Origin of the sequence: Rhodoferax bucti, from assembly GCF_005876985.1 — a bacterium.
Lineage (GTDB): Bacteria > Pseudomonadota > Gammaproteobacteria > Burkholderiales > Burkholderiaceae_C > Allorhodoferax > Allorhodoferax bucti.
Genome location: NZ_VAHD01000001.1, coordinates 1,236,914 through 1,259,964 on the forward strand (window position 1 = coordinate 1,236,914; position 23,051 = coordinate 1,259,964).

A 23,051-nucleotide genomic window follows, 5' to 3' on the forward strand; every position below is an offset into this window, starting at 1 on the left:
GTGGTTTGGAGGGGCAGGCATGAGTGCATCAATATGGTGGTGGCTTCTCGCAGCGGGGGTCTTGTTTTGGCTGGTGGGTTTGCACAACCGCATCACCCGGCAACGTGCCCGTGCGATTGAAGTGTTGGGGGTGTTGGAAAAGCAGGTAAGGGCTTGTGCACAGTTGGTGTTGGAGCGTCATGCTGTACTGGGTGGCGGCACAGACGCCGAGCCAATGAGTCCTGATGCTTCGCTTCAGTGGCTGGGCGTAGTCACTGCCGCCCGCCAGGTTGACAGCGTATGGGGGCAGGTCCAAAAAAACACCTTGAGCCCTATGGTGCAAGCGTTGCGCGCGGAGTGCTGGCAAGCACTGCAGGGTGCGTGGAGTCATCTGATTGCGAGTCCCTCCGATTTGGCGGGTTCTCCGGTGCCGGAAGACTTCAAAGTCGCATGGGAGAGCGGTGCTGCCAAAGCCATTGCGGTTCAGAATGCCTTGAACGGCATCATCGCAACCTACAACGAGTGGGTACAAGAACTCCCCGCACGCCTGGTCGCACGCCGTATGGGTTTTGAAATCAGCGCAACTATTTAGGAAACGAATGAACGAAAAAACTGCTCCCGCTTTATGGCAACAGCTCAATGCAACCGTGCAGGTGTTGCTGGCCGTTCGAGAGGGGCAATCCGGTAGTGTGGCGATGGAGGCGGTCGCCCCCGACTTGCGCAATGGCGTTCAAGCCCTTGCATTTCATGCGTGGCGGCAGTGGGGGCGCGCCGTCGCGTTGCGGTCCCTGCTGGCGCCGAAGACGCCGCCTCCTGCTGCGGACGTTTTATTGTGTTTGGTGTTGGCCCTGTTGTGGAGCAAGGTCGATGCACTTTATGACGACTTCACCTTGGTCAACCAAGCCGTGGAGGCAGCGAAAGCAAATGCGAAAGCCAAACCGCAGTCCAGCTTTATCAATGCCTGCTTGAGGCGTTTTTTGCGTGAGCGTGATGCGTTGGTAGCGGCAACCAGCGTACGACAGGAAGCCTTGTGGAATCACCCCTTGTGGTGGATACAGCGGGTGCGAGCCGAGCACCCCGAGTGCTGGCAGTCTTTGCTCGCCGCCGCCAATCGCCATCCGCCTATGTCGCTCCGGGTGAACGCGCGCAAATCTGCGCCTGCCCAGTATGCGGAGCTGCTGCGTACGCAAGGGATTGCGGTGGCACGTGTCACCCGAGCCGGTGTGGAGCTGGCAAAGCCGGTCCCGGTTCACACCTTGCCGCACTTTGCGGAGGGGTTTGCGTCTGTGCAAGACGGTGCGGCGCAAATGGCCGCAGAGCTACTACTCGGTGATGTGGTGCAGTCCAACGGTGGGCAAGAGCGCATTCTGGATGCATGTGCCGCACCAGGTGGCAAAACGGCGCATTTGCTGGAGCGCAGTGATGCGCAGGTCGTGGCCTTGGAGGTAGACCCCGCCCGCGCAGATCGCATTACGCAAACCTTGACACGCTTGGGGTTGCAAGCCCGGGTTCAAGTGGCGGACGCAGGGCAAATCTCTGACTGGTGGGATGGTCAGTTGTTTGATCGTATTTTGCTGGACGCGCCTTGCACCGCCTCCGGCATTGTCCGCAGGCACCCCGATATCCGCTGGTTGCGTCGCGAGAGCGATATTGCCCAATTGGCGGAGCAGCAGCAGCGGCTCCTGAACGCGCTGTGGCCGCTGTTGCGGGAAGGGGGGCGCTTTCTGTATTGCACTTGTTCCGTGTTCAAGGCAGAAGGTGCGGATCAAGTGCATTCGTTTCTTGCGCACCACAAAGATGCGGTACTTTTACCGTCTCCGGGGCACTTGTTGCCGCGCGCATCGGCGCTGGAAGACGACGTGTCCGACAATGGGTTCGGGGATCACGATGGTTTCTTCTATGCCTTGTTTGAGAAAAAATCTGTTTAAAAAACTGTTGCTCGGTTTTTGCGTTTGGGCTTGGATGGCCCTGTGCACGTCCGCATGGGCTCAAACCCCCGTGGAGTTGAGTCAGTTTGAGGTCGAGCGAAGCAGCGAAGAAGTGTCCATCACGGCGCAGCTGCAGTTCGAGCTTTCTGGCGCCGTAGAAGAGGCGCTTCTGAAAGGCGTGCCGGTCTACTTCCGTGCGGAGGCCGAGGTCTTGAAAGAGCGGTGGTACTGGTACGACAAGTCCCTTGTCTCGGCATCCCGCCAGTACAAGCTGGCCTTTCAGCCACTCACTCGCCGGTGGCGATTGAGTATCGGAACCGGCAGTGGCGCAGGCGCGGGGCAGGGGTTGGCGCTCAGCCAGTCGTTCGACAGCCTCCAGGCCGCGTTGGCCTCGGTCAAGCGCATTTCCAAGTGGAAGGTTGCGGGTGCTGCTGAGCTGGATCCCACGGTGAAATACCGCTTGGACTTTCGGTTTCAGCTCGATCTCAGCCAGCTACCGCGCCCCTTTCAAATCGGGGTCATCGGGCATACCGACTGGGACGTCGGCGTTGCCCGCTCTGTGACGCTGGTGCAAGAGGGGGCCAAGTGAGTGCGTCTGGCGACGGAGCCCCTGGCGGCGTGACAAGCATTCGCCACACCTCCCGGGCCATGCGTCGCACCATCGCCGTGGGCGCGGTCACGATGGTGATCATCGGCCTGATGCTGCTCTATCTGCTCACGCAGGCCACCAACAACCGGGAGCTGTACGAGAGTAACTACGGCACGCTGTTCGCCATCAATGTGGTCGTGGCGACATTGCTAGCAGTGGCTATTGCCTGGGTCAGCTATCGCCTGGCCGTGCGCTTGCGCCAGGGGCGTTTTGGTAGCCGCTTATTGCTGAAGTTGGCCACCACCTTCGCATTGGTGGGGGTGATGCCAGGGCTGTTGATTTATGTCGTGTCTTACCAATTTGTGTCCCGCTCTATTGAGACGTGGTTCGATGTGAAGGTGGAAGGCGCCTTGGAGGCGGGGCTGAATTTGGGGCGAGTCACCCTGGACACCCTGACGGTAGACCTGGCTGTCAAATCCAAGGCTGCTGCGAATTTGATAGCAGAAAACCCAGAAAGCGCGGCGGGTGAGCTCGCAGAGCGCTTGCTGGAGCAGCTTGGCGCCTCGGATATTGCCATCTGGAGTGGCAATGGCAATCTGATCACCAGTGTGGGGCAGTCTACCTTTCAGCTCAGTCCGGACAAACCCAGTACCAGCCAGTTTCGCACCGCCCGCCAGCAGCGGTCTCTGGCGTGGGTAGAAGGTTTGGATGACATCACTCCTACCGCTTTGAGTGGGGCCCGTATCAAGGCGCTTGTGCCGCTTGCCAGTGCCGGCTTGGGCCTGAACGCCGAGCCTCGTTACATGCTGGTCACCCGCGCGCTGCCGGCGAATCTGGTTGCCAATGCGCTGGCGGTGGAAACGGCCAACCGCGAATACCAGGAGCGCGCTCTGGGGCGGGAGGGGTTAAAGCGCATGTACATCGGTACTTTGACACTCAGTCTGTTTCTCGCAGTGTTTGGCGCCGTGTTACTGGCGGTGATATTGGGCAACCAAATTGCGCGGCCTTTGCTGCTGCTGACAGAGGGCGTGAGCCAAGTGGCGGCCGGTGATTTGACGCCCAAGCTCGCCTTGCAAGGCAAAGATGAACTGGGGGGGCTTACCCGCGCATTTGCCTCCATGACGCAACAACTTGCGGATGCCCGTGCGGCGGTGGAGAGCAGCATGTCGGCCGTAGACGCGGCACGCTCCAACCTCCAAACGATTCTGGACAACCTGACGTCTGGCGTCATCGTGCTGGATGCTGCCGGCAACATCTGCAGCTCGAATCCCGGCGCATCTCGTATTTTGCAAATGAATGTCGCGTCGTCAGCGGGCTTGTCCTTGGCCAGTTTGCCCGGTTTAGAGTCTTTCGGTGCGGGTGTCCAAAAGCAGTTTGAGGAATTGTCTTCCCGGCCATTGGATACGGCGGCGGACCATTGGCAGCAATCCTTTGAATTAGGCGCGGGCGCAGATCGCGCTCTGGGGCCGTTTGACAACGCCATCACGCTGGTGGCGCGCGGCGCCGAGTTGCCATCCCAGATGCATTTGCTGGTGTTTGACGATATTTCTGAAATTGTCTCGGCCCAACGTGCGCAGGCATGGGGCGAGGTGGCGCGTCGGCTGGCGCACGAGATCAAGAATCCGCTAACCCCCATTCAGCTATCGGCTGAACGGCTGGAAATGAAGTTGAGTGGCAAAGTGGCCGCTCCGGAACAGGCGGTGCTCGTCAAATCAGTAAAAACCATCGTCGACCAGGTCGACGCCATGAAGCGGCTCGTGAACGAGTTTCGCGATTACGCCCGATTGCCTGCGGCCGAACTCAAGCCGCTCAACCTCAATAGCCTGGTGCAGGACGTGATGCATTTGTATGACCTGGATAACGCCAAGGTGCCTATTCGCTTGGAGCTCGAAGAGACATGCCCCTTGGTGATGGGAGATGCTGAGCAACTCCGGCAGGTCATTCACAACTTATTGCAAAACGCTCAAGATGCCTGCTTGACTGCCGTGGGTGCAGTGAGCGAGCCGAGGACCGTGACATTACGTACCCAGTGGCAAAGTGCCAGCAAACGCGTCCGACTTGCGGTGCTGGATCAAGGCGATGGCTTTGCCGACCACATTCTCAAACGGGCCTTTGAGCCTTACGTCACCACCAAGTCCCGGGGTACCGGTTTGGGCTTGGCCGTCGTGAAAAAAATTGCAGATGAACATGGCTCTCGCGTCGAGCTCGGCAACCGCCTCAAGGACGGTGTCGTGCTGGGCGCGCAAGTGTCGTTATCATTGGCCATTGCGCCTGACGTACAGGCATGAGGCACAGTCAGGTTGAACGAGGAATAGCGCAAGCGATATGGCGAATATATTGGTAGTGGACGATGAGCACGGTATCCGGGAGTTGCTCTCGGAAATCCTCAATGATGAGGGGCACACCGTAGAGCTCGCCGAGAACGCGGCACAAGCACGTGCCGCTCGCTTGCGCGAACGGCCGGACCTAGTGTTGCTCGATATCTGGATGCCCGACACCGATGGCGTTACCTTGCTCAAAGAGTGGTCTGCCACGGGCGCGCTCACCATGCCTGTCATCATGATGAGTGGCCACGCCACGATTGATACCGCCGTAGAGGCCACCAAAATTGGTGCGCTCGCCTTTTTGGAAAAACCCGTCACCTTGCAAAAACTGCTGAAAGCGGTGGAGCAAGGCTTGGCCCGCGGTGCCGTACGCAAACCCACTGCAGCGGTGCCGCAAGGGCCGGTATTTGCAGAGCTGCAATCGACGAGCGTGGTTGCAGTGGTTGAGCCGGTAGAGCAAGGCCCGCAAGCCCATCAGGATTTCGGGTTGGACAAGCCTCTGCGCGAGGCCCGCGATGAGTTCGAAAAAGCGTATTTTGAATTTCATCTCTCCAAAGAGAATGGTTCCATGACCCGTGTTGCCGAGAAGACCGGCTTGGAGCGCACCCACCTTTATCGCAAGCTCAAACAGCTGGGCGTTGATCTATCTCGCGGCAAACGAAATCACGCCTAAATTTGATGCTATAATTCAAGGCTTAGGCCCGGTAGCTCAGTCGGTAGAGCAGAGGATTGAAAATCCTTGTGTCGGTGGTTCGATTCCGCCCCAGGCCACCAAAACGCGAAAGCGGCATTTCCTCACGGGAATGCCGCTTTTTCTTTGCCTGAGACACGCGCCTACGCATTTCCAGCGCCCGTTAGCCCGTCCGGGCTCTTGCATGGCGGCGTTCTTGGAAGTACTCTCGCACCACAGTCTGCAAGGGCATGGGAGTGACCTGCAGACGAGGGTGGTCAAACAATACAGACTACGCGTTCAGCGCAGTCGAAGAATAAGAGGGTATCGCATGTTCAGCAGGTTTCTGGGGAAAGGCGGTTCCGGAGCATCCAAGCGAGTGGATGCTGTGGATTCGCGCGGTCTGGAGGTGGTGGAGGACGATCCGGAAACCTCTTGGAGCATGTGGGACAACGCGCTTGCGGAGCAAGATTCCCGCTACAGCGGCATGGCACCGCTGTCTAGCTCCGCTCCCTTGCCCAGCCTGCCGCAGGCCATGCCGCGCAGCCGCAGCGAAACCAAATCGGCAGAAGCCTTCCCTGATTTTGATGAAGTCGCCACCGAGCCCATGGGCTTGGAAGAGCGCTCGCCCGAGCAACGTGCGGTCACCGCGCTGGAGGTGGTGGAGCTCTACCACCACCGCATTGCCAACACCATCCGCACCTTGTGGGGTTACAAGGAGTGCAGCGTGTACATCAATCGCCTGATCATGAATGGCGGGGATGGCATGGGCAATGCGCGTGTGGGGTTCAACCCAGATGCGGCGCAGGCCATGCTCTTGTTGGCCGATTTGCACGACCAGATTTTTGGCCCGGCCGACCCCGGCAGCACGCTGGGCTTTTCAGACTCTTACCACTCCACGTTTGACGGTCACCGCTAAGGCGGTTTACCAGTCCAGCAGCGTAAGGCCCACGCTGAACACCGTGCGCTGGCGGTTGTAGTCCATCAACGAGTCGCCGTAACCGCTGAACAGCTCCGTGTGCAGGCGCAGGCTGCTGCGGTTGCCGTTGTCGGCGGCGCTGCCGATTTTTTTGAACCATGCCAGCCGGACCGAGCCGCTGTCACTGCCTTGCAAAGCGTGGCGCAGGGTGACGGTGAGTGAGTTGCGGGGATCGATATTCCACGCGGCAGTGAGTTCGGCGCGGCCGATGCGGTCCACGATGTCGGGGTTGTCGTCGCCCGCGCTGTCTTCTGGAATGCGCTGCCACAGGGCGCCGGTGATGGATACCTGATTGCCCAGCTCCAGCCCGGCGCGGCCGATGATGCGGTTCCAGCTGCGCGAGAGCGGCAGGCTCTGCCCATTGCTCTGGTGGTTGATGCCGATGCCGCCGTAGCGCAAGCGCCAACCCGACGGCAATGCTGACTCCACCGGAAAGATGTAAATCAGCTCCGGCTCATGGTCGGTGGCGCGAAAAGGGCGTGACAAATCGGCATTGAACAGCTGCCAATACGACTGCTGGCTGTAGGCAAACCACAGCGAATCGAGCCGGTTCGGGTCGCCGCCGGTGAGCAGGCCTTGGGCAATTTTGGTGCGCACCGACAGGTTGATGCGCGTTTCGCTGGTGGTGTAGGGCTGAAAGCTCGCGGTGTGGCCGGCTGCGGGGGAGCTGGAGGCGGTGTTGACGCTGTCCGAGCCGATGATGGCCAGGCTGATGGGGCGGTAGCCCCGCAGCCCAAAGGTGCCGCAATCGCTGGCCGGCTCCAGCTCCCAGATGCGGGAGAGGGGCGATGCCGCCGGATTTTTGCAGCTCACCACCTCGACCGGAGCCGACAGTTTGGCGCTGGGTGTGGCCTCGGCGAGCGGGTAGTCGCTTGCCAATGCCTCCGTGCCATTTTGGGCTGTAGCGCTGACTGATAAAGCGCAGACAGCTATGAAAAAGATAGCAGTTCGAGGCGAGTTTTTCATGGCTTGGCAGCGGCTGCGTTGGCGGCGGTCACGAGGGCTTTGGCGGCAAATTCGGCGCGCAAGGCACGCAGCTTCTCGCGCGGGTCTTCTTTGGCGGTGGCTTGGTCCAGGCCCATTTCTGCAATAAAGCGGCTGGGCAGGGCGGCCACCATCTCGCGCCCCTTTTTGCGACGGCGCGTCCAGCTCACCGCCAGGCTGCGCTGGGCGCGGGTAATGCCTACGTACATGAGGCGGCGCTCTTCCTGCAGGCGAGCGGCAATGTCTTCGTTGGCTGACTCATGCTCCATCGTGGAGCCGCCCAGCGTGTCGGCGCCGTCACCGAGCTTGAAGGGCAGCATGCCCTCGGTCACGCCCACCAGCATCACATGCGGCCACTCCAAGCCCTTGGAGGCGTGGAGGGTGGAGAGGGTCACCACGTTTTGGTCCTTCTCGCGCTCGCTGATGGTGGAGAGCAGGGCGATGGTTTGCGACACTTCCAGCAGGTTTTTGATCTCGCGCGTGTTGGTCACGCCAGCGGCATCGTCAATCTGCCCGCCGCAGCGCTGCGCCATCCACTCGCAGAACTCCATCACGTTGCTCCACTTGGCAGAGGCCACGCCTTCGCTGTCTTCGCCGTCGTAGAGGTGCTTTTCGTAGCCTATCTCTTTGAGCCAATCCATGATGAAGGCCATGGCCGCTTCCGCGCCTTCGGTATGTCGGGCGCGGAACTGCAGGTCGTTGATGTAGCGGCCGAACTCATGCAGGCTGCCCAGCGCCTTGGCGCTCAGCACACTGGCCAGCGAGGACGAAAACAGCGACTCAAACAGGCTCAGCTTGTACTGGGTGGCAAAGGTGCCCAAGGTCCCCAGCGTGGTGTGGCCAATGCCCCGCTTGGGCGTGGTCACAGCGCGCAGGAAGGCCGGGTCATCGTCGTTGTTGCTCCACAGCCGGAACCAGGCGCACAGGTCGCGGATCTCGGCCCGGTCAAAAAAGCTCTGCCCGCCGGACACCTTGTACGGAATGCCCGCCTTGCGCAGCGCTTTCTCGAATGGCTTGGCCTGGTGGTTGGCACGGTACAGCACCGCAAAGTCGCGGAACTCTTTGTACTGCTTGCCTTGCGCGTCTGGTACACCGTTCGCGCGCAGGCTCTGGATGCGGGCGACGGCGCGCTCGGCCTCGTGTTCCTCGTTGTCCGCATCCACAATGCGCACCGGCTCGCCTTCACCCAGCTCGCTGAACAGCGTCTTGGGAAACAGCTTGGGGTTGGGGCCGATCACATTGTTCGCAGCCCGCAGGATGGCGCTGGTGGAGCGGTAGTTCTGCTCCAGCTTGATGACCTTGAGGGTGGGAAAGTCGACTGGCAGTTTTTTGAGGTTATCCAGCGTGGCGCCGCGCCAGCCGTAGATGGACTGGTCGTCGTCGCCCACGGCGGTAAAGCGGGCCTTATCGCCCACCAGATACTTCAGCACCTCGTATTGGGTGGCGTTGGTGTCCTGGTATTCATCCACCAGCACATGGCCCAGCATGGTTTGCCAGCGCTCGCGCACTTGCGGGTAGTCGCGCAGCAGCTTGAGGGGCAGGCTGATCAGGTCATCAAAGTCCACACTCTGGTAGGCCACCAGGCGCTCTTCGTAGCGCGCCATGGCGGTGGCGATGATGCGCTCGTTGTCGTCCGCCGCCACGGCCAAGGCCTGGTCGCTGTTCAGCCCCGCACCTTTCCAGGCGCTGATGGTCCATTGCCATTGGCGGGCTGTGGCGGTGTCGATGGTGCCCCCCGCGTCTTTGATGATGCTGGTGACGTCGTCGCTGTCCAGAATGCTGAATTGCGGCTTCAGGCCCAGCACCGCACCGTCCTCCCGCAGCATGCGCACGCCCAGGGCGTGGAAGGTGCACACCACCACGTCTTTGGCCGCCTTGCCGATCAGGTGTTTGGCCCGCTCGCGCATTTCGGCCGCCGCCTTGTTGGTAAAGGTGATGGCCGCAATCCGGTTGGCCGGCATGCCCATCTGGATGAGGCGGGCGATTTTGTGCGTAATCACCCGCGTTTTGCCCGAGCCTGCCCCGGCCAGCACCAGGCAGGGCCCGTGCAGGTAGTTCACCGCCTCTTGCTGGGCGGGGTTCATGCCGTGGTTGGCGGATGGGGAGGACATGGGGGAATGGAGTGCCTGACGTGCGGAGAGCGGACAATCTTAACGGGTCGCTCGGTTGCTCGTGGGGGGCTGGTGTTCGCCCACTCCTGGGAGGGGGTGCATTGCGCCGTTCGTGTCCCCCGCCCGCGTGCGCGGGCTCCTCCTTGACCTCACTTTGCAAAGCACCCCCTCCCCGGAGTTCGAGTGTGTGGCGCACGCCAGGTCAACCATGAAGCCACCCCTCTGTATCCCCGACAATTACGCCCATGCTGCAAATCCTGATCGTCACTTTCCCGTTCTTTGCGCTCGTGCTTTGCGGTTATTTGGCTGCCCGCCGGGGCATGCTGCCGCTGGCAGCCATTCCGGGGCTGAACGGGTTTGTGCTGTTTTTCGCGCTACCGTGCATGCTGTACCGCTTTGGCGCCAGCACGCCCATTGGCCAGTTGCTGGATGGGGGGCTGGCGCTGACGTACATGCTGTGCGGCTTGGTGATGGTGGCCTTTGTGATTGCCATCACCCTGCACGGCCGCATTGGCTGGAACGATGCGGCCTTCGGTGCGCTGGTGGGCGCCTTCCCCAACACCGGCTTCATGGGCGTACCCCTGCTGGTGGCGTTATTGGGGGCCAAGGCGGCGGGGCCGGCCATCGTTACCATTTTGGTGGACATGCTGGTGACCTCGTCGCTTTGCATTGCGCTGTCCCGTTTGGGGGGCGATCCGGCGCAGGGCGGGGCTTCGGCCGCGCAGGCAGCCAAAAACGCACTCAAAGGGGTGGCGGCCAACCCCATGCCTTGGTCCATCCTGCTGGGGGCCTTGTTCTCCGCCCTGCAGTTGGACCTGCCCAAACCGGTGGCAACCACGGTGGGGCTGTTGGCCGACGCGGCATCGCCCGTGGCCTTGTTCACCATCGGCGCAGTGCTGGCCCGCTCGCAGATGCTGGCTAAAGACGACAAATCGCATGAGGTGCACTGGCAGGAGTATGTGCCGGTGGCGCTCATCAAGCTGTTTTTGCACCCGCTGCTGGTGCTGCTGGTGGGCGTGTCGGCGGTGAGCCTGGGCGTGCCGATCGACAAGTTCGCCCTCACCGTGCTGGTGCTGCTGGCCGCACTGCCCAGCGCGAGCAATGTGTCGCTGCTGGCGGAGCGTTTCGGGGCCGACAACGGGCGCATCGCTCGCATCATTCTGGTGTCCACTGCCGCGGCCTTCTTTACCTTCTCCGGTGCGGTGGCGCTGATGGTGGGGATGTAGTTGCTATTGATTTAGTAGCTGCTTGCGCATATTCCACCTGCGCTAAGGCCTGATTTGGCTGCCAACTACGGACGCCCTTGGATTTGCCGGTGGTATTCCCCGGCGCGGCACAATCCCCTTATGGACACTTTGAATCGCCTCGTTTCCGCCATCACCCGCACCGTGCTCAAGCTGGTGCTGATTGCCGCTGCGGCGGTGTTCGCGCTGAGCCTGATCTTGGTGGCGCTGGTCAGCCTCGTCTGGGTGCTGCTCAAGGCCCTGCTTACCGGCCGCAAGCCGGCGTTTGTGACGACGTTTCAACGCTTCAACCAGGCGCGCCAGCAGTTCAAGCGCGGTGGCTTTGGCGCAGCAGGCCCGTCAGCAGCGGGAGGTTTCGGGCACGCCGCGCCCGTGGCGGATGTGGTGGATGTGCAGGCGCATGAAGTGCGCAATGACCAAGCCCTGCCTTACGGGTCTGGGACCGACAAGCGCTGAGGGTGCTATTAAATTGCTAGCTGCTCGCGCATATTCTGCGGGCGCTAGAGGCGATTTTCCTTCAAATCACTAGTGGATCCACATCAATCGCCCAGCGGATCAGGCCTTTGCATTCGGGCTGGCTGCGGGTCGCGTGGAGCACGCTTTGCCAGGCGGTCAAAAACTGCTGCAGCGTGGCGCGTGAGGGGCACTCGATGAGCATCTGGGCGCGCTCGATGTTGGCCACCCGCTGGATGGCCATGGGCACGGCGGGGTAGAGGAAGATTTGCTCCAGCGCCTCGGCCCAGCCGTCCCATGCGGCCATCTCGGTTTGGGCGAAGGTGCGGGCGGCGTTCAAAAAAGCCTGTGCCGCTTCCTGCGTCTTGGCCTCGGCGCGCACCAAGGCTTGGGCGCTGAAGGGCGGCATGTTGGCTTGCTCGCGTTCTTTGAGCTGCTGAGCGGCGAAGGCGGGGTAGTCGTGCTTCTTGAGTGCGGCGTACAGGCCGTGCTCGGGCTGGAAGGTTTGCAGCCACACCTCACTCTGCGCGCCCAGTGACGCATCGCGTCCGGCACGGCCTGCGGCCTGCATCAGCAGGCTGAACAGGCGCTCGGGCGCCCGGAAGTCACTGCTGAACAAGGCGCCGTCCGGGTTTACCGCTGCCACCAGCGTGATGCGGCGGAAGTCGTGGCCCTTGGCAATCATTTGCGTGCCCACCAGCACATCCACGTCGCCCGCATGCACGGCGGCCAGCTGCTCTTCGAGCTGGCCTTTGAGTTTGGTGCTGTCGGCATCGATGCGGGCGATGCGCACATGCTCGCCGTCCGGGTTCTCGGGGGTGACAGAGCCGTGCCGTCGCACATCCACCAGCAACTCGGCCAGGTGTTCTTCCAGCTGCTCGGTGCCGCGGCCGAAGGGGGCGATGTCCACATTGCCGCAGTCCGGGCAGGCGCGCGGCACCCGCTCGGTAAAGCCGCAGTGGTGGCAGCGCAGGGTGCGGTCGATTTTGTGGAACACGCGGAAGGCGCTGCAGTGCGGGCACTCACTCTTCCAGCCGCAGTCCTCGCAGGTCAGCACCGGGGCGTAGCCGCGCCGGTTCAAAAACACCATGACTTGCTCGCCGCGCGCCACCCGTTCTGTAATGGCGGCAATCAGCGGGGTCGAGAAAATGGCGCGCCGGGGCTGGTGGTTCATGTCCACCCGCCGCACGAGAGGTAATGCCCCTCCGGTAGCGGGTAATTTGGAAGCCCCACCCACCCGGCTGGGCATGTGCAGGCGCAGGTAGCGCCCGCCTTCCTCGGCCGGCCGGCTGTGGTGCCAGCTCTCCAGCGAGGGCGTGGCCGAACCGAGGATGACCTTGGCCCCCTCCAATTTGCCCCGGTAGACCGCGAGGTCGCGCGCTGAGTAGCGGGCCCCTTCGCCGCTTTTGTAGCTGGGGTCGTGCTCTTCGTCCACGACGATGAGCCGCAGTTTTGGCAGAGAAGCAAACACTGCCATGCGCGTGCCCAGCACGATGCGGGCTGCGCCCCCATGGGCGCTGAGCCAACTTTTGAGGCGCTGCGGGTTGGTCATGCCGCTGTGCAGGCTGACCACGGCCTGTTCGCCATAGAGCGGGGCAAAACGGGCCTTGAAGCGCTCTTCCAGCTGAGGGGTGAGGTTGATTTCCGGCACCATGACCAAGGCTTGTGCATCCGGGTCGGCTGCCAGCAGCTTGTGCACGCAGTGCAGGTAGACCTCGGTTTTGCCGCTTCCGGTGGCGCCGAAGAGCAAAAAGGGACCGGGGTTGGCATCGATCTGCGCAATCGCGCTGGCTTGCTCGGGGGTGAGGGCCGGCGCGGCCAGTACCGCGCCGCCGGCGCCTGCGTCCGCTTTTTTGCGTTTGAGGCGGCGCGCCATCTGCTCGGGGTTCAGCTCGCGCAACTGCGGGGGCAGGGCGGCCAGCGCCACTTCGCCCGCCGAGCGCTGGTAGTAGGCCGCTGTAAAACTCAGCAGTTGTTGCCAGGCGCGGCTCAGGGGCGGAATGCCTTCCAGCACGCCGGCAATGTCACGCACCTTGGTGGGGTCGAACTCGCCGGTGGCCTCCGCAGTGGCTGCATCCCACACCACGCCCAAGGTTTCGCGCTTGCCCAATGGCACCCTTACCAGCGTGCCGGCCGGCAGCAACTGCTCGCTGCGGTAGGTGAGCACCGGGCCGAGTGCCGCATGCGCCGGCGTGTGCACCAAAACGGGCAGCCAGTGGCTCATGGGCGGTGTCCGGCAAGGCCGGAGCTTCTCAGGATGCGGAATGACACTTGGGACTTCTTGTTGAGGTGAACTTGCGGAGTGTGGGCTAAGTGCTTGATTTACAAGCGCTTTACAGTCGATTCAAGTTTTCTGTGGATAACTTTGTTGATATGTGCCCTGAGCCCCCGCTGAAGCCTTGTAAATCAAGGGTTTTCTTACGGTGCCCAGAAAAAAAGCAAATCCGTGATTCCTTATAAATCAAGCACTTACGAGCGCTATTCCTTTGATAGCGCATACCGTCCAAACGGATCAACGGGTTAACCCTGACCCCCGGTTTTTGTGCATAACTAAGTCCGCAGAACTTTGTTTTTATGCACAAACCGTGGTAGGGGCCGCTCAGGCCCGCAGCTTTTTGGAGTAACTGTGCACCGCAGCCACCAGCGCCGCCACATGGTCCGGCGGGGTGTACTGGCTGATGCCGTGGCCCAAATTGAATATGTGCGTGGGGCCGGTGCCGTTGCCTTGGTACGGTGTGCCGAAGCTGTCCAGCACCTTGGCCACTTCCGTTTCGATAGCAGCCGGTGGCGCAAACAACACGTTGGGGTCGATGTTGCCTTGCAGTGCTTTACCGGGGCCGTTCTCCGCGCCACCCACCAAAGCACGGGCTTTGGCGAGGTTGACCGTCCAGTCCAGACCCAGCACTTCGCAGTCCAGCACCTGCATGTCGTGCAGCCACAAACCGCCGCCTTTGGTGAACACTATGCGCGGCACCACTTTGCCATCGGTGCCGAAACGCTTGAGCTGCTTCAGCACGCGTGCGGTGTAGGCCAGGCTGAACTCCTGGAACGCGCCATCGGCCAGCACGCCGCCCCAGCTGTCAAACACCATGACCGCTTGGGCGCCGGCGTCGATTTGGGCATTCAGGTAGGCGGCGACTGAGTCGGCGTTGATGGCCAGCATGCGGTGCATCAGGTCCGGGCGGCTGTACATCATGGTTTTGACCAGGCGGTAGTCGTCCGATCCTTTGCCTTCCACCATGTAGCAAGCCAGTGTCCAGGGGCTGCCGCTAAAACCAATCAGGGGCACGCGGCCTTTGCCGTCCACGGTGAGTGCTTTGCGGATGCTGCTGACCGCATCAAACACATATTGCAGCTTGGTCATGTCGGGCACTTCGAGCTTGGCCACATCGGCCTCATTCTTGATGGGGCTGGCAAAGCGCGGGCCTTCGCCTTGGGCAAAACTCAAGCCCAGGCCCATGGCGTCCGGCACGGTCAGGATGTCGCTGAACAGAATGGCCGCGTCCAGCGGGTAACGCTCCAGCGGCTGCAGGGTGACTTCGGTGGCGTACTCGCGGTTGGTGGCCAGGCCCATGAAGCTGCCGGCCTTGGCGCGCGTGGCCACGTATTCCGGCAGGTAGCGGCCGGCCTGGCGCATCAGCCACAGCGGCGTATGCGCGGTGGCCTGGCGCATGCAGGCTTGCAAAAAGGTGGGGTTATGCAGGCCGTCGAAGGTGGTGGCGGCTGGGGTGGAGGCGGTGGACATGGCAGAGGTGTGGGTCATGCCTGAATTGTCGCAGTTCAGGCCATGCCGGCGTTTGTCTTGCCTCAAGTCAAGACGCGATGGCAGCCGGCCATCAAAAGCCCGGGGCGCGCACCTTAACCGTGGGCTTGGCCTTGCGAGCGGGCGTGCTCCACCAGCAGGCATTTGTCTTGCACGCACTGCAGGCCGGCGGCCTGGGCTTGGGCCAGAGCAGCGTCGTGGCGGATGCCCAGTTGCAGCCAGAGGGCGGGCGCCCCGATGGCGATGGCTTCATCTACCACCGGCGGCACGTCGTCGCTGTTGCGGAACACGTTGACCAGCTCAATCTTCTCTACCGCCGCCGCTTCAGTGAGGCTGGTGTAGACCTTCTCGCCCAATATCTCGCTCGCATTCGGGTTGACATTGGGATTAATGGGCACGATCCGCCAGCCCTGGCGCTGCATGTACTGCGCGACCTTGAAACTCTCGCGGTGCGGCTTGGGCGACAGGCCAACGACCGCCACGGTGCGCGGGCGGCTGACCAGGTCGGCAATGGTGTGGGCTTCTGTCAGGGGCATGTCGGTTCCGGTTGGGGCTGGCGTGCGGGTCACGCCGGGAGCGCGGACAAGGCGGCCATCACTTCGCCGGGCGTGAGGATTTCGGTCAGCACCACCGGAGGCTTGCCCGGGGCGTACAGCACATACACCGGCACCCCGCTGCGGCCCAGCGCCTGCAGGGCTTGGGTGATGGCGGGGTCGCGCCGCGTCCAGTCGGCGCGCAGCAGGCGGACGTGCTTGGCGGCGAAGGCGGCCTCCACCTCCCGGTGGCGGAGGGTGGTTTGCTTGTTGACTTGGCAGGTGATGCACCAGGCGGCGGTGAAGTCCACAAACACCGGCTTGCCGTCCTGCAATGCTGCTTGCACGGCCGGCTCTGACCAGGTCTGCCAGCCTGGGGTTGGTGCGCCCCTGCTGTCGGCGTTGGCTGCCGAGTCAGGCGCAGTTTTTAAGCCGAATTGCCATGTAGCGCTTATGGATAGTGCGCAAGCAGCTATGGAAATGATAGTGAAAATGGCCTTGTGCCGACCGCTTTGGCGCCCCGCCCACACCAGCAGGCACAGGCTCAGAAGCAAGAGCAGCAGGCTGGCCGCGCCATCCACGCCGCTCAGGTGCCCCAGCACCCACACCAGCCACACCACCGTGGCCGCCATGGGGAAGGCGAGAAACTGCCGCAGCGTTTCCATCCAGGCACCGGGCCGTGGCAGCCAACGGCCGACCGCCGGCACATAGCTGGCCAGCAGGTAGGGCAACGCCAGGCCCAGACCAAGTGCCGCAAACAGCAGCAAGGATTGCAGTCCTGGCAGCGTGATGGCGTAGCCCAGCGAGGCGCCCATAAAGGGCGCAGTGCAGGGCGATGCGACCGCCACGGCCAGCACTCCGGACAAAAATGCCTCTGCCACCGGGTGGCGCAAGCGCACTCCCGCCAGCCCGGCCGGCAAAAAGTTGCCGATGTGCAGCACACCGGCCAGGTTGAGCGCCAGCGCGGTAAACAGCAGCGCGAGGCCGGCAATCACCCCCGGGGATTGCAGCTGAAAGCCCCACCCCAGCTGCTCGCCACCCGCCCGCAAGGCCAGCAGCAGCCCGCCCAAGGTCAGAAACGACAGCACCACCCCCGCGGTGTACGCCAGCCCCTGCGCCCGTTGGCTGGCGCGGGACTGGCCGCTCTGCGTCGCAAACCCCAGCACCTTGATGGCCAGCACGGGGAACACGCAGGGCATCAGGTTCAAAATCAGCCCGCCCAACACGGCGCCCAGCACCATCACGACCCAGCCGCCGGACGGCGTGGCAGGTGGGGGCGCGGAAGCCTTGGCGGCCGTGCGGGCGTTGCTGTCCAGCGCAGCTTGCAGGGCGGCAGGCACCTGGGCCTGGCTGGCCACGGTGGGCCAGGTGCCATCCACAGAGGCGTTGGCGCGCACGCTGTTGTTGCCCATGCTCAGCACCCATGCCAGCGCGCCGGGGGCCGTATTGCGTTGCGCGGAGTACGGAATCAGCGCCTGCCAGGTGCTGCCGCTCCAGCCTTGCTGGCCGGCGCGCAAGGTGTTGGCTTGGGCGGCCTCGTTGTGCAAGCGGTCTGTAGAGGCGGGGAGTGCAGGGGTGTGCAGCAGCTCAGCGGTCTCCGGCAGGGCCTGCAAGGCCTTGCCCACCCAGGCGGCGGGCAGGCCGCGCACCTTCAGGCGCATGCCGTCGGCCTCGGCGCGGGCATCCAGCGTGCCTTGCAGGGGCGTGGGTGCTGCCGCTTGGGTCGCTGAAAAACGTGTCGCATGCAAGGCGGTGGAGCCCCGCACCGGTATGCGCAGGCTGAACTGCCCTTCTTGAGGAATGCACTCCTCGCGGCACACCAGCCAGCTCGCATGGAGCTGGATTTCTGCGTGTTGCTCCAGCCCTTGAGGCTGGAAGCTGCTGTCCACTTGCACCGGTACCGGCAGCAGCACCTCCCCCTCGTAGCCCAGGTTGGCCAGGGTGCCAATGGCAATTTTGCGTGGAGCCGGCCAGGCGATGTCGCCCGCGCTCAGGCCTGCAGGCAGTGTCCATTGCAACTGGGTGGGCAGGCCGGAGTCGCCGGGGTTCTTCCAGTACGTGTGCCAATGCGGCTGGTGCTGCAGCAACAAGCCTAGCCACAGCGTTTTGCCGGGGGTGACGCCGTCCGGCGCGTGCACCACCAATTCGGCTTGCACCTGCTCGGTGCTGACGCGGGCCGAGGCGTTGCCACCCAAGGCGGAGGCCGCTGTGCTGCTGGAAATGGGGTTGATTTGGGCGTTTGCACCCGTGAATAGTGCGCAAGCAGCTATCAAAAAAAGAGCAAAAACCGCGCGTGCCCAGAGTGCAGGGGCGGCGGTAGGCAGTGGGAGGCGGGCGGTCATCAGTAGTCGGAGGCCCTAGGGGCCTGAAAGTTCCTGCGGTGTGGGGGCCGCCAAGACGGGGCGGTTGAGGTTATAACAGCGGTGCCCGCAAGCTGTGCGGTGCGCCATCACCTTCAGGAGAGAGAACGATGCCCTTTGTATGGAAACACGCTCGCGCTGTCGCTCTGATGCGTGCGGCTTCTTGATTTACCCGCAACCAAGGCGTTGACCGTGAAATTACCCAGCCTGTCCTTCCGGCAAACCTTGATGGTGGGGGTGGCGCTGGGTATTTTGTTGCCGGCCTTGTTTTTTGCCGGCTTCCAGGTCACCAGCAAATTGCAAAGCGAGGTGGCCCTGCGGGTAGAGGCCCCTCTCAAACAATATGCCGACGTGCTGTCGCGCGGCATGGCGGTGGCGGTGTGGAACCTCGACCGGGGCGTGGCGATTGAGCTGGTCGAAGCCGTCATGCGCAACCCGGATGTGGTCAATGTGACGGTGACCGACGAATTCGGCGAAACCTTTGTCAAGCGCGGCGACTTGCTGGATGCCGGCGAAAACCTGCTCCAGGAGCAGCGCGATATTGCCTACAACGGCGCCAAGGTAGGCACCTTGTCGGTGGTGATGTCGTCCCAGCGCATTGAGCGCGAGGCCCGTGCCGAGCTGCTGCGTTTTGCGGCGGCGCTGCTGCTGCAGGTGGGCTTGGCGTTTGCGTTTATCTGGCCTTTGTTTAACTCACGCATCGTGCGCCCCTTGCTGAGTTTGCGGGAGAGTGCCTTGCGCCTGGCGCGGGGGGAGCTGACGGGGTCGCTCGCCAGCACCAAGCAGGACGAAATCGGCCAGCTCTCCAATGCCCTGGACACCATGCGCGTTGATCTCGGGGCGCTGCTGTCTGAGCGGGAGCAAAAAACCCAGGCCCTGCAGCGCGAGCTCGAAGAGCGCGCCCGCACCGAAGAGGCCTTGCGCGTCAGCCAGACCAAATTTGCCGCCATTTTTGATGCCTCGCCCATGGCCATGTCGGTGTCTTTGCTGGAGGGCGAGGTCACTACCGTTGATGTCAACAGCGCCTGGGTGCGGGTGTTCGGCATCGACCGCGCAACTGCCATTGGCTCCAACGGCGCGCGCACCGGCATCTGGCGCGATGTGGATCAACGCAAGCTCGCGCTGCGCACCATCCAGGAGCGCGGGGAGGTGTCGAACTTCAAGGCCTGGATGCGCCGGGGCGACACCGGTGTTGACATGTTCTGCGACCTCTCCGGTCGTTTGGTCACCCTCGGGGACGAGCGGGTGCTCATCATGGCGTTTGAAGACATCACCGAAAAACACCGCTACGAAGAAAACATCCTCCAGCTCAATGCCACGCTGGAGCACCGGGTGCAGGAGCGCACCCAGGAGTTGACCGATGCCATGGGCCAGCTGCGGGCTGCCCAGTCGGAGCTGGTACGCACCGAAAAAATGTCGGCCCTGGGCTCGCTGGTGGCCGGTATTGCCCACGAGCTGAACACCCCCATCGGCAACAGCCTTACCGTGGCCAGCACCTTGCAAGACCACGCCAGCAACTTCTCGGAAACCATGGGCAAGGGCCTGACGCGCAGCCGGCTGGACGAGTTCGTGGCCAACACCCAGCAAGGGGCCGGTATTCTGATGCGCGGCTTGCAGCATGCGGCGGAGCTGGTGTCCAGCTTCAAGCAGGTGGCGGTGGACCAGACCAGTGTGAACCGCCGGGCCTTTGACCTGCACAGCACCGTCACCGAAATTTTGCTGACCCTGGGGCCTTCCATCCGCAAGTCCTCGCACACGGTGCTCAGCGAGATTCCGGCCAGCATCGTGATGGACAGCTTCCCCGGCCCGTTGGGGCAGGTGCTCACCAATTTGATCAACAACGCCTTGCTGCACGCCTTTGAAGGCAAGGAGCACGGCACGGTGACCATCAGCGCCAGCATGGAAGGCAGCGACCGCGTGCGCCTGCTGGTGCAGGACGATGGTTCCGGCATTCCGCAGGCGCATCTGGCGCGGGTGTTCGACCCGTTCTTCACCACCAAGCTCGGCCAGGGGGGCAGTGGCCTGGGGCTCAATATTGTTTACAACCTGGTCACCAAGACGCTGGGCGGTACGGTGCATGTGGCAAGTGCCCCGGGCAGCGGCTCCACGTTCAGCATGTCCTTGCCGCTGCAAGCGCCGGTCATCGTTCCGGATGGCTACCCGACCAGCGCCTTTTGAATCGTTTCCATGCACACACTCTCCCGGTTTTGGGCGGACTGGACCAGTCCGCAGTTTGAAGCAGCGCGCAGCGCCGGGTCTCTGGACCGCCTGATTGCCGTGCTCCCGGTGGCCGCTACCGAGCAACACGGCCCGCACTTGCCGTTGCAAGTGGACACGGCGCTGGTCGATGGCGTGATTGCCCATGCGCTGCCGCACCTGACGCCCGAGCTGCCGGCCTTGTTTTTGCCCACCCAGGCTGTGGGCTTCAGCCCCGAGCATGCGGCCTTCCCCGGCACCTTGACGCTCAAGGCCGAGACGGTGATCCGCCTGTGGACTGAGATCGGTGAGTGCGTGGCTGCCGCCGGCGTCAAGCGCCTGGTGCTGTTGAACAGCCATGGTGGTCAGGTGGGCTTGATGGACGTGGTGGCGCGCGATCTGCGAGCGCGGCTGGGCATGTTGGTGTACAGCGTGAACTGGTTCGGCCTGCCGCTCACGGGCCCGGATGGCAGCGATGTGCATGCGCTTTTCAGTGCGCACGAACACCGCTTCGGCATCCATGCCGGCGATATCGAAACCTCCATGATGCGGGCCCTGCGCCCCGATCTGGTGGACATGGCCCGGGCAGAAAACTTTGCCTCCACCTCGGAAGAGCGCGCCAAAGCCTTCCCGATTCTGGGCAACGGCAAAAGCGCCAAGCTGGGCTGGCAGATGCAGGACTACCACCCCGCCGGAGCGGTGGGCAACGCGGCGGCCGCCACGGTGGACAAAGGGCAGGCGGTGCTGGCTGCCGCAGGCCGGGCTTTGGCGCAGTTGCTGGCAGAAATCAACGCCCTGCCCGCAGACACGGTGCGCCCGCGCGGCTAAGTCTCGTTCAGCGCAAGCGGCGTAGTGCCGCTAGCTGTGTTGCTTCAAGACGGCGCGGGTGTCAAAAGCCTGCACTCCCTGCCGGTCCATACGCAGGCGCAGCACCCAGGCGCGGCGCTGGTTGTCGTTGTCGGTTTCCTTCATCACGAAGTTGCCCACGCTGTATATGAGGGGTTTGCCGCGGTACTGCTCGGTGTCTTGCGTCACATGCGGGTGACCACCGATGACGGCGTCCGCCCCGGCCTCCACCATCAAGCGGGCCAGTTGGCGCTGGCGGGTGTTGGCGGCAGGTTCGTTTTCCCACCCCCAGTGCATCACCGGAATAACCAGGTCGGCCCGGTGTACGGTGCGGGCCGCGCGTATGTCGGCCACCACCTGCTCATCTTCGCTCCAGGCGCTGCCGGGGGCGTCAAAGTCGGCCTCGAAGCTTCGGGGCATGAACTCGTTGTAGCCCAGCAGCGCAATGCGCAAACCTTTGCGCTCCAGGATCAGCGGGGTGTGCGCCTCTTTGAGGTTGCGGCCGCCCCCAAAGTACTGCAAGCCTGCTGCGGGCAGCAGGGAGAGCATTTCATCAAAGGCTTCGCGGCCGTAGTCGCCCGAGTGGTTGTTGGCCAGGGCCAGCGCGTCAAAGTGGCGCCGGAGCACTGGCAGGGTGCGCGGGTGGGCGCGGAAGGTGTAGTTTTTGTCACCGGCCGAGCCGGTGGTGGCGACCACGCATTCGAGGTTGCCGATGCGGATGTCCGCATTCTTGAAAAAATGGCTGAAGCCGCCAAAGGGGTCGTCCCCCCGCGCGATCATGGCGCCGGCCACGTCGTCCAGCACGATATCGCCGGCAAACACCAGGGTGACCACGCCCGCCTTTTCTGGCGCGGTGGTTGGCTGCTGCGCGAGAGCGTGTCCGCTACCCAGCCAACCAGCACAGGCAAGTAGTACGCCGAACAGCGCGCTGGAGAGGCGGCGGCTCATGGCTGCACCCCGTGCAATACACACTCGTACTGCAGCTCGCGCTCGACCGGGCCTGCATACACAAACTGCTTGCCGCTCAGCCGCTGCCCGTGCGGGCTTGCCGGAAAGGGCGGCAGGTAGGTCACCTGCTGCACCAGCACCGGCTGGGTACGCGTATCCAGGTAGGCGTAGGTTTTGATGTAGTCGGGCTGCGCACCTCGCCCCACCACCACGGCCTTGAACCGGAAGCGCCCGCCCACCTCCACCGAGGCTACGGGGTACGGGTCTTCCACCGGCGTGGCGTCCAGCGTTTGGGTGCTGCCGGCGTAGGTGAGCTCGCAGCGCAGCAAGGGGCTGGCATGGAGTGCACTGGCGCATACGGCCGGGGCCAGCAGGCCCAGCGCGAGCCGGCCAACACGATGCAAAGTGGGGGAGTCAGGTGCCGCAGTCATGCGCGCATTGTGCATGGCTGCGCTCGCTCGCCGGCGCCGCTTACAGCGATTGCACCAGCGTAGGGGTCAGGGAGCGCAGGCTGTCGATAGTCACATCGGCCAGCGCCAGGGTGGGGGCATCCAGCGGGAACTCCGGGCAGGGCGCCGCCACTGCGCGCATGCCGGCCGCGCGCAAGGCCAAGAGGCCGTTGGGCGCGTCTTCAATGCCCAGGGCCTCGCCGGGCGCAACGCCCAAGGTCGCCACTGCACGCAGGTAAATCTCGGGATGAGGCTTGCCGTGTTGCACGTCATCGCCAGTCCAGATGCTCTGGAAATAGCGCCCGAAGCCGGTGAGCCGCATGGCGCAGTCCACCAGGTTGCGGGGTGAGCCCGAGGCCAGCGCAAGCGGGTAGTGCTGCGCCAAGGCCTCCAACGCCTCGGCTGCACCGGGGCGGGTGGGTAAGGCCGACTCAAACGCGGCTTGTACCCGTTGCTTGACCTGATCGGCCACGTCCTGCGCCTGGAGGTGCAGCAGCCCCAAGCGCTGGCGCATCTGCTCTGACCATACCGAGGTGCTGCAGCCCAGCATGGCCATCTGGTCCTCATGCGTCCAGACGTGGCCCAGCGCTGCGGCGTAGTCGGCACGCACGCGCTGCCAGATGACTTCGGAGTCGATCAGCACCCCATCCATGTCGAACACGATGGCGCGGATGGGGCGGTGGAGCGTCACCTTA

The 23,051-nt window shown here is 63.2% G+C and carries 19 protein-coding genes and 1 tRNA gene; 11 read left to right on the top strand and 9 right to left on the bottom strand.

All coding sequences use genetic code 11. From position 1 onward, the window contains the following. Nucleotides 1-19: 19 nt before the first annotated feature. From FDM28_RS05950 to FDM28_RS05980, 7 genes are all read left to right on the top strand, one after another. Nucleotides 20-571, top strand: a complete 552-nt coding sequence (locus FDM28_RS05950; protein WP_138513949.1) for a hypothetical protein — start codon at nt 20-22, stop codon at nt 569-571. 7 nt (nt 572-578) lie between these two features. Continuing rightward, nucleotides 579-1,907: a 16S rRNA (cytosine(967)-C(5))-methyltransferase RsmB gene (rsmB, locus tag FDM28_RS05955; protein ID WP_138513951.1), complete on the top strand. Its 1,329-nt coding sequence runs from the start codon at nt 579-581 to the stop codon at nt 1,905-1,907. A gap of 34 nt (nt 1,908-1,941) precedes the next feature. Beyond that, nucleotides 1,942-2,496 (top strand): DUF4390 domain-containing protein, encoded by a 555-nt coding sequence (locus tag FDM28_RS05960; protein ID WP_138513953.1) that lies wholly within the window; start codon nt 1,942-1,944, stop codon nt 2,494-2,496. A 59-nt stretch (nt 2,497-2,555) separates the two neighbouring features. After that, complete coding sequence (locus FDM28_RS05965; protein WP_138514292.1) at nt 2,556-4,784, top strand: sensor histidine kinase; 2,229 nt, start codon at nt 2,556-2,558, stop codon at nt 4,782-4,784. A 37-nt stretch (nt 4,785-4,821) separates the two neighbouring features. Further along, nucleotides 4,822-5,493, top strand: coding sequence for a response regulator (locus FDM28_RS05970; protein WP_138513955.1), 672 nt, complete (start codon nt 4,822-4,824; stop codon nt 5,491-5,493). A 25-nt stretch (nt 5,494-5,518) separates the two neighbouring features. Further along, nucleotides 5,519-5,594: transfer RNA gene (locus FDM28_RS05975), tRNA-Phe, on the top strand. A gap of 227 nt (nt 5,595-5,821) precedes the next feature. Continuing rightward, a complete protein-coding gene (locus FDM28_RS05980) occupies nt 5,822-6,409 on the top strand; it encodes a hypothetical protein (protein ID WP_138513958.1) in 588 nt (195 codons plus the stop codon). A gap of 6 nt (nt 6,410-6,415) precedes the next feature. Here the strand turns inward: FDM28_RS05980 and FDM28_RS05985 are convergent, their stop codons facing one another. Next, on the bottom strand, nt 6,416-7,348 hold the full coding sequence (locus FDM28_RS05985; protein WP_240791901.1) for a phospholipase A: 933 nt from the start codon (nt 7,346-7,348) through the stop codon (nt 6,416-6,418). A gap of 83 nt (nt 7,349-7,431) precedes the next feature. Continuing rightward, nucleotides 7,432-9,564 (bottom strand): ATP-dependent helicase, encoded by a 2,133-nt coding sequence (locus FDM28_RS05990; protein ID WP_138513962.1) that lies wholly within the window; start codon nt 9,562-9,564, stop codon nt 7,432-7,434. A 245-nt stretch (nt 9,565-9,809) separates the two neighbouring features. Between FDM28_RS05990 and FDM28_RS05995 the strand changes: the two genes are divergently transcribed. Beyond that, entirely contained in the window at nt 9,810-10,790 is a 981-nt protein-coding gene (locus tag FDM28_RS05995) for an AEC family transporter (protein WP_138513964.1), read from the top strand. Between the two features lie 120 nt (nt 10,791-10,910). Then, entirely contained in the window at nt 10,911-11,264 is a 354-nt protein-coding gene (locus FDM28_RS06000; RefSeq protein WP_138513966.1) for a hypothetical protein, read from the top strand. Between the two features lie 61 nt (nt 11,265-11,325). Here FDM28_RS06000 and priA read toward each other — a convergent pair whose 3' ends face one another. From priA to FDM28_RS06020, 4 genes are all read right to left on the bottom strand, one after another. After that, on the bottom strand, nt 11,326-13,485 hold the full coding sequence (priA, locus tag FDM28_RS06005) for a replication restart helicase PriA (RefSeq protein WP_138513968.1): 2,160 nt from the start codon (nt 13,483-13,485) through the stop codon (nt 11,326-11,328). Nucleotides 13,486-13,860: 375 nt separating this feature from the next. Next, nucleotides 13,861-15,006: a uroporphyrinogen decarboxylase gene (gene hemE / locus FDM28_RS06010; protein ID WP_138514294.1), complete on the bottom strand. Its 1,146-nt coding sequence runs from the start codon at nt 15,004-15,006 to the stop codon at nt 13,861-13,863. A gap of 113 nt (nt 15,007-15,119) precedes the next feature. After that, a complete protein-coding gene (locus FDM28_RS06015) occupies nt 15,120-15,560 on the bottom strand; it encodes a CoA-binding protein (RefSeq protein ID WP_138513970.1) in 441 nt (146 codons plus the stop codon). Between the two features lie 29 nt (nt 15,561-15,589). Beyond that, nucleotides 15,590-17,899, bottom strand: a complete 2,310-nt coding sequence (locus tag FDM28_RS06020; protein ID WP_138513972.1) for a protein-disulfide reductase DsbD family protein — start codon at nt 17,897-17,899, stop codon at nt 15,590-15,592. A 210-nt stretch (nt 17,900-18,109) separates the two neighbouring features. Here FDM28_RS06020 and FDM28_RS06025 point away from each other — a divergent pair, with 210 nt between their 5' ends. Together FDM28_RS06025 and FDM28_RS06030 are read left to right on the top strand one after the other, a co-directional pair. After that, nucleotides 18,110-20,095: a sensor histidine kinase gene (locus FDM28_RS06025; protein WP_138513974.1), complete on the top strand. Its 1,986-nt coding sequence runs from the start codon at nt 18,110-18,112 to the stop codon at nt 20,093-20,095. 9 nt (nt 20,096-20,104) lie between these two features. Next, on the top strand, nt 20,105-20,941 hold the full coding sequence (locus tag FDM28_RS06030; RefSeq protein WP_138513975.1) for a creatininase family protein: 837 nt from the start codon (nt 20,105-20,107) through the stop codon (nt 20,939-20,941). A gap of 30 nt (nt 20,942-20,971) precedes the next feature. Here the strand turns inward: FDM28_RS06030 and FDM28_RS06035 are convergent, their stop codons facing one another. From FDM28_RS06035 to FDM28_RS06045, 3 genes are read right to left on the bottom strand one after another with little or no spacing between them, the layout of a single operon-like run. Continuing rightward, complete coding sequence (locus tag FDM28_RS06035; protein WP_138513977.1) at nt 20,972-21,907, bottom strand: CapA family protein; 936 nt, start codon at nt 21,905-21,907, stop codon at nt 20,972-20,974. After that, nucleotides 21,904-22,338, bottom strand: a complete 435-nt coding sequence (locus FDM28_RS06040) for a hypothetical protein (RefSeq protein WP_240791902.1) — start codon at nt 22,336-22,338, stop codon at nt 21,904-21,906. The genes FDM28_RS06035 and FDM28_RS06040 overlap by 4 nt, the downstream gene beginning before the upstream one ends. A 40-nt stretch (nt 22,339-22,378) precedes the next feature. After that, a complete protein-coding gene (locus tag FDM28_RS06045; RefSeq protein ID WP_138513979.1) occupies nt 22,379-23,047 on the bottom strand; it encodes an HAD family hydrolase in 669 nt (222 codons plus the stop codon). Nucleotides 23,048-23,051 lie beyond the last annotated feature (4 nt).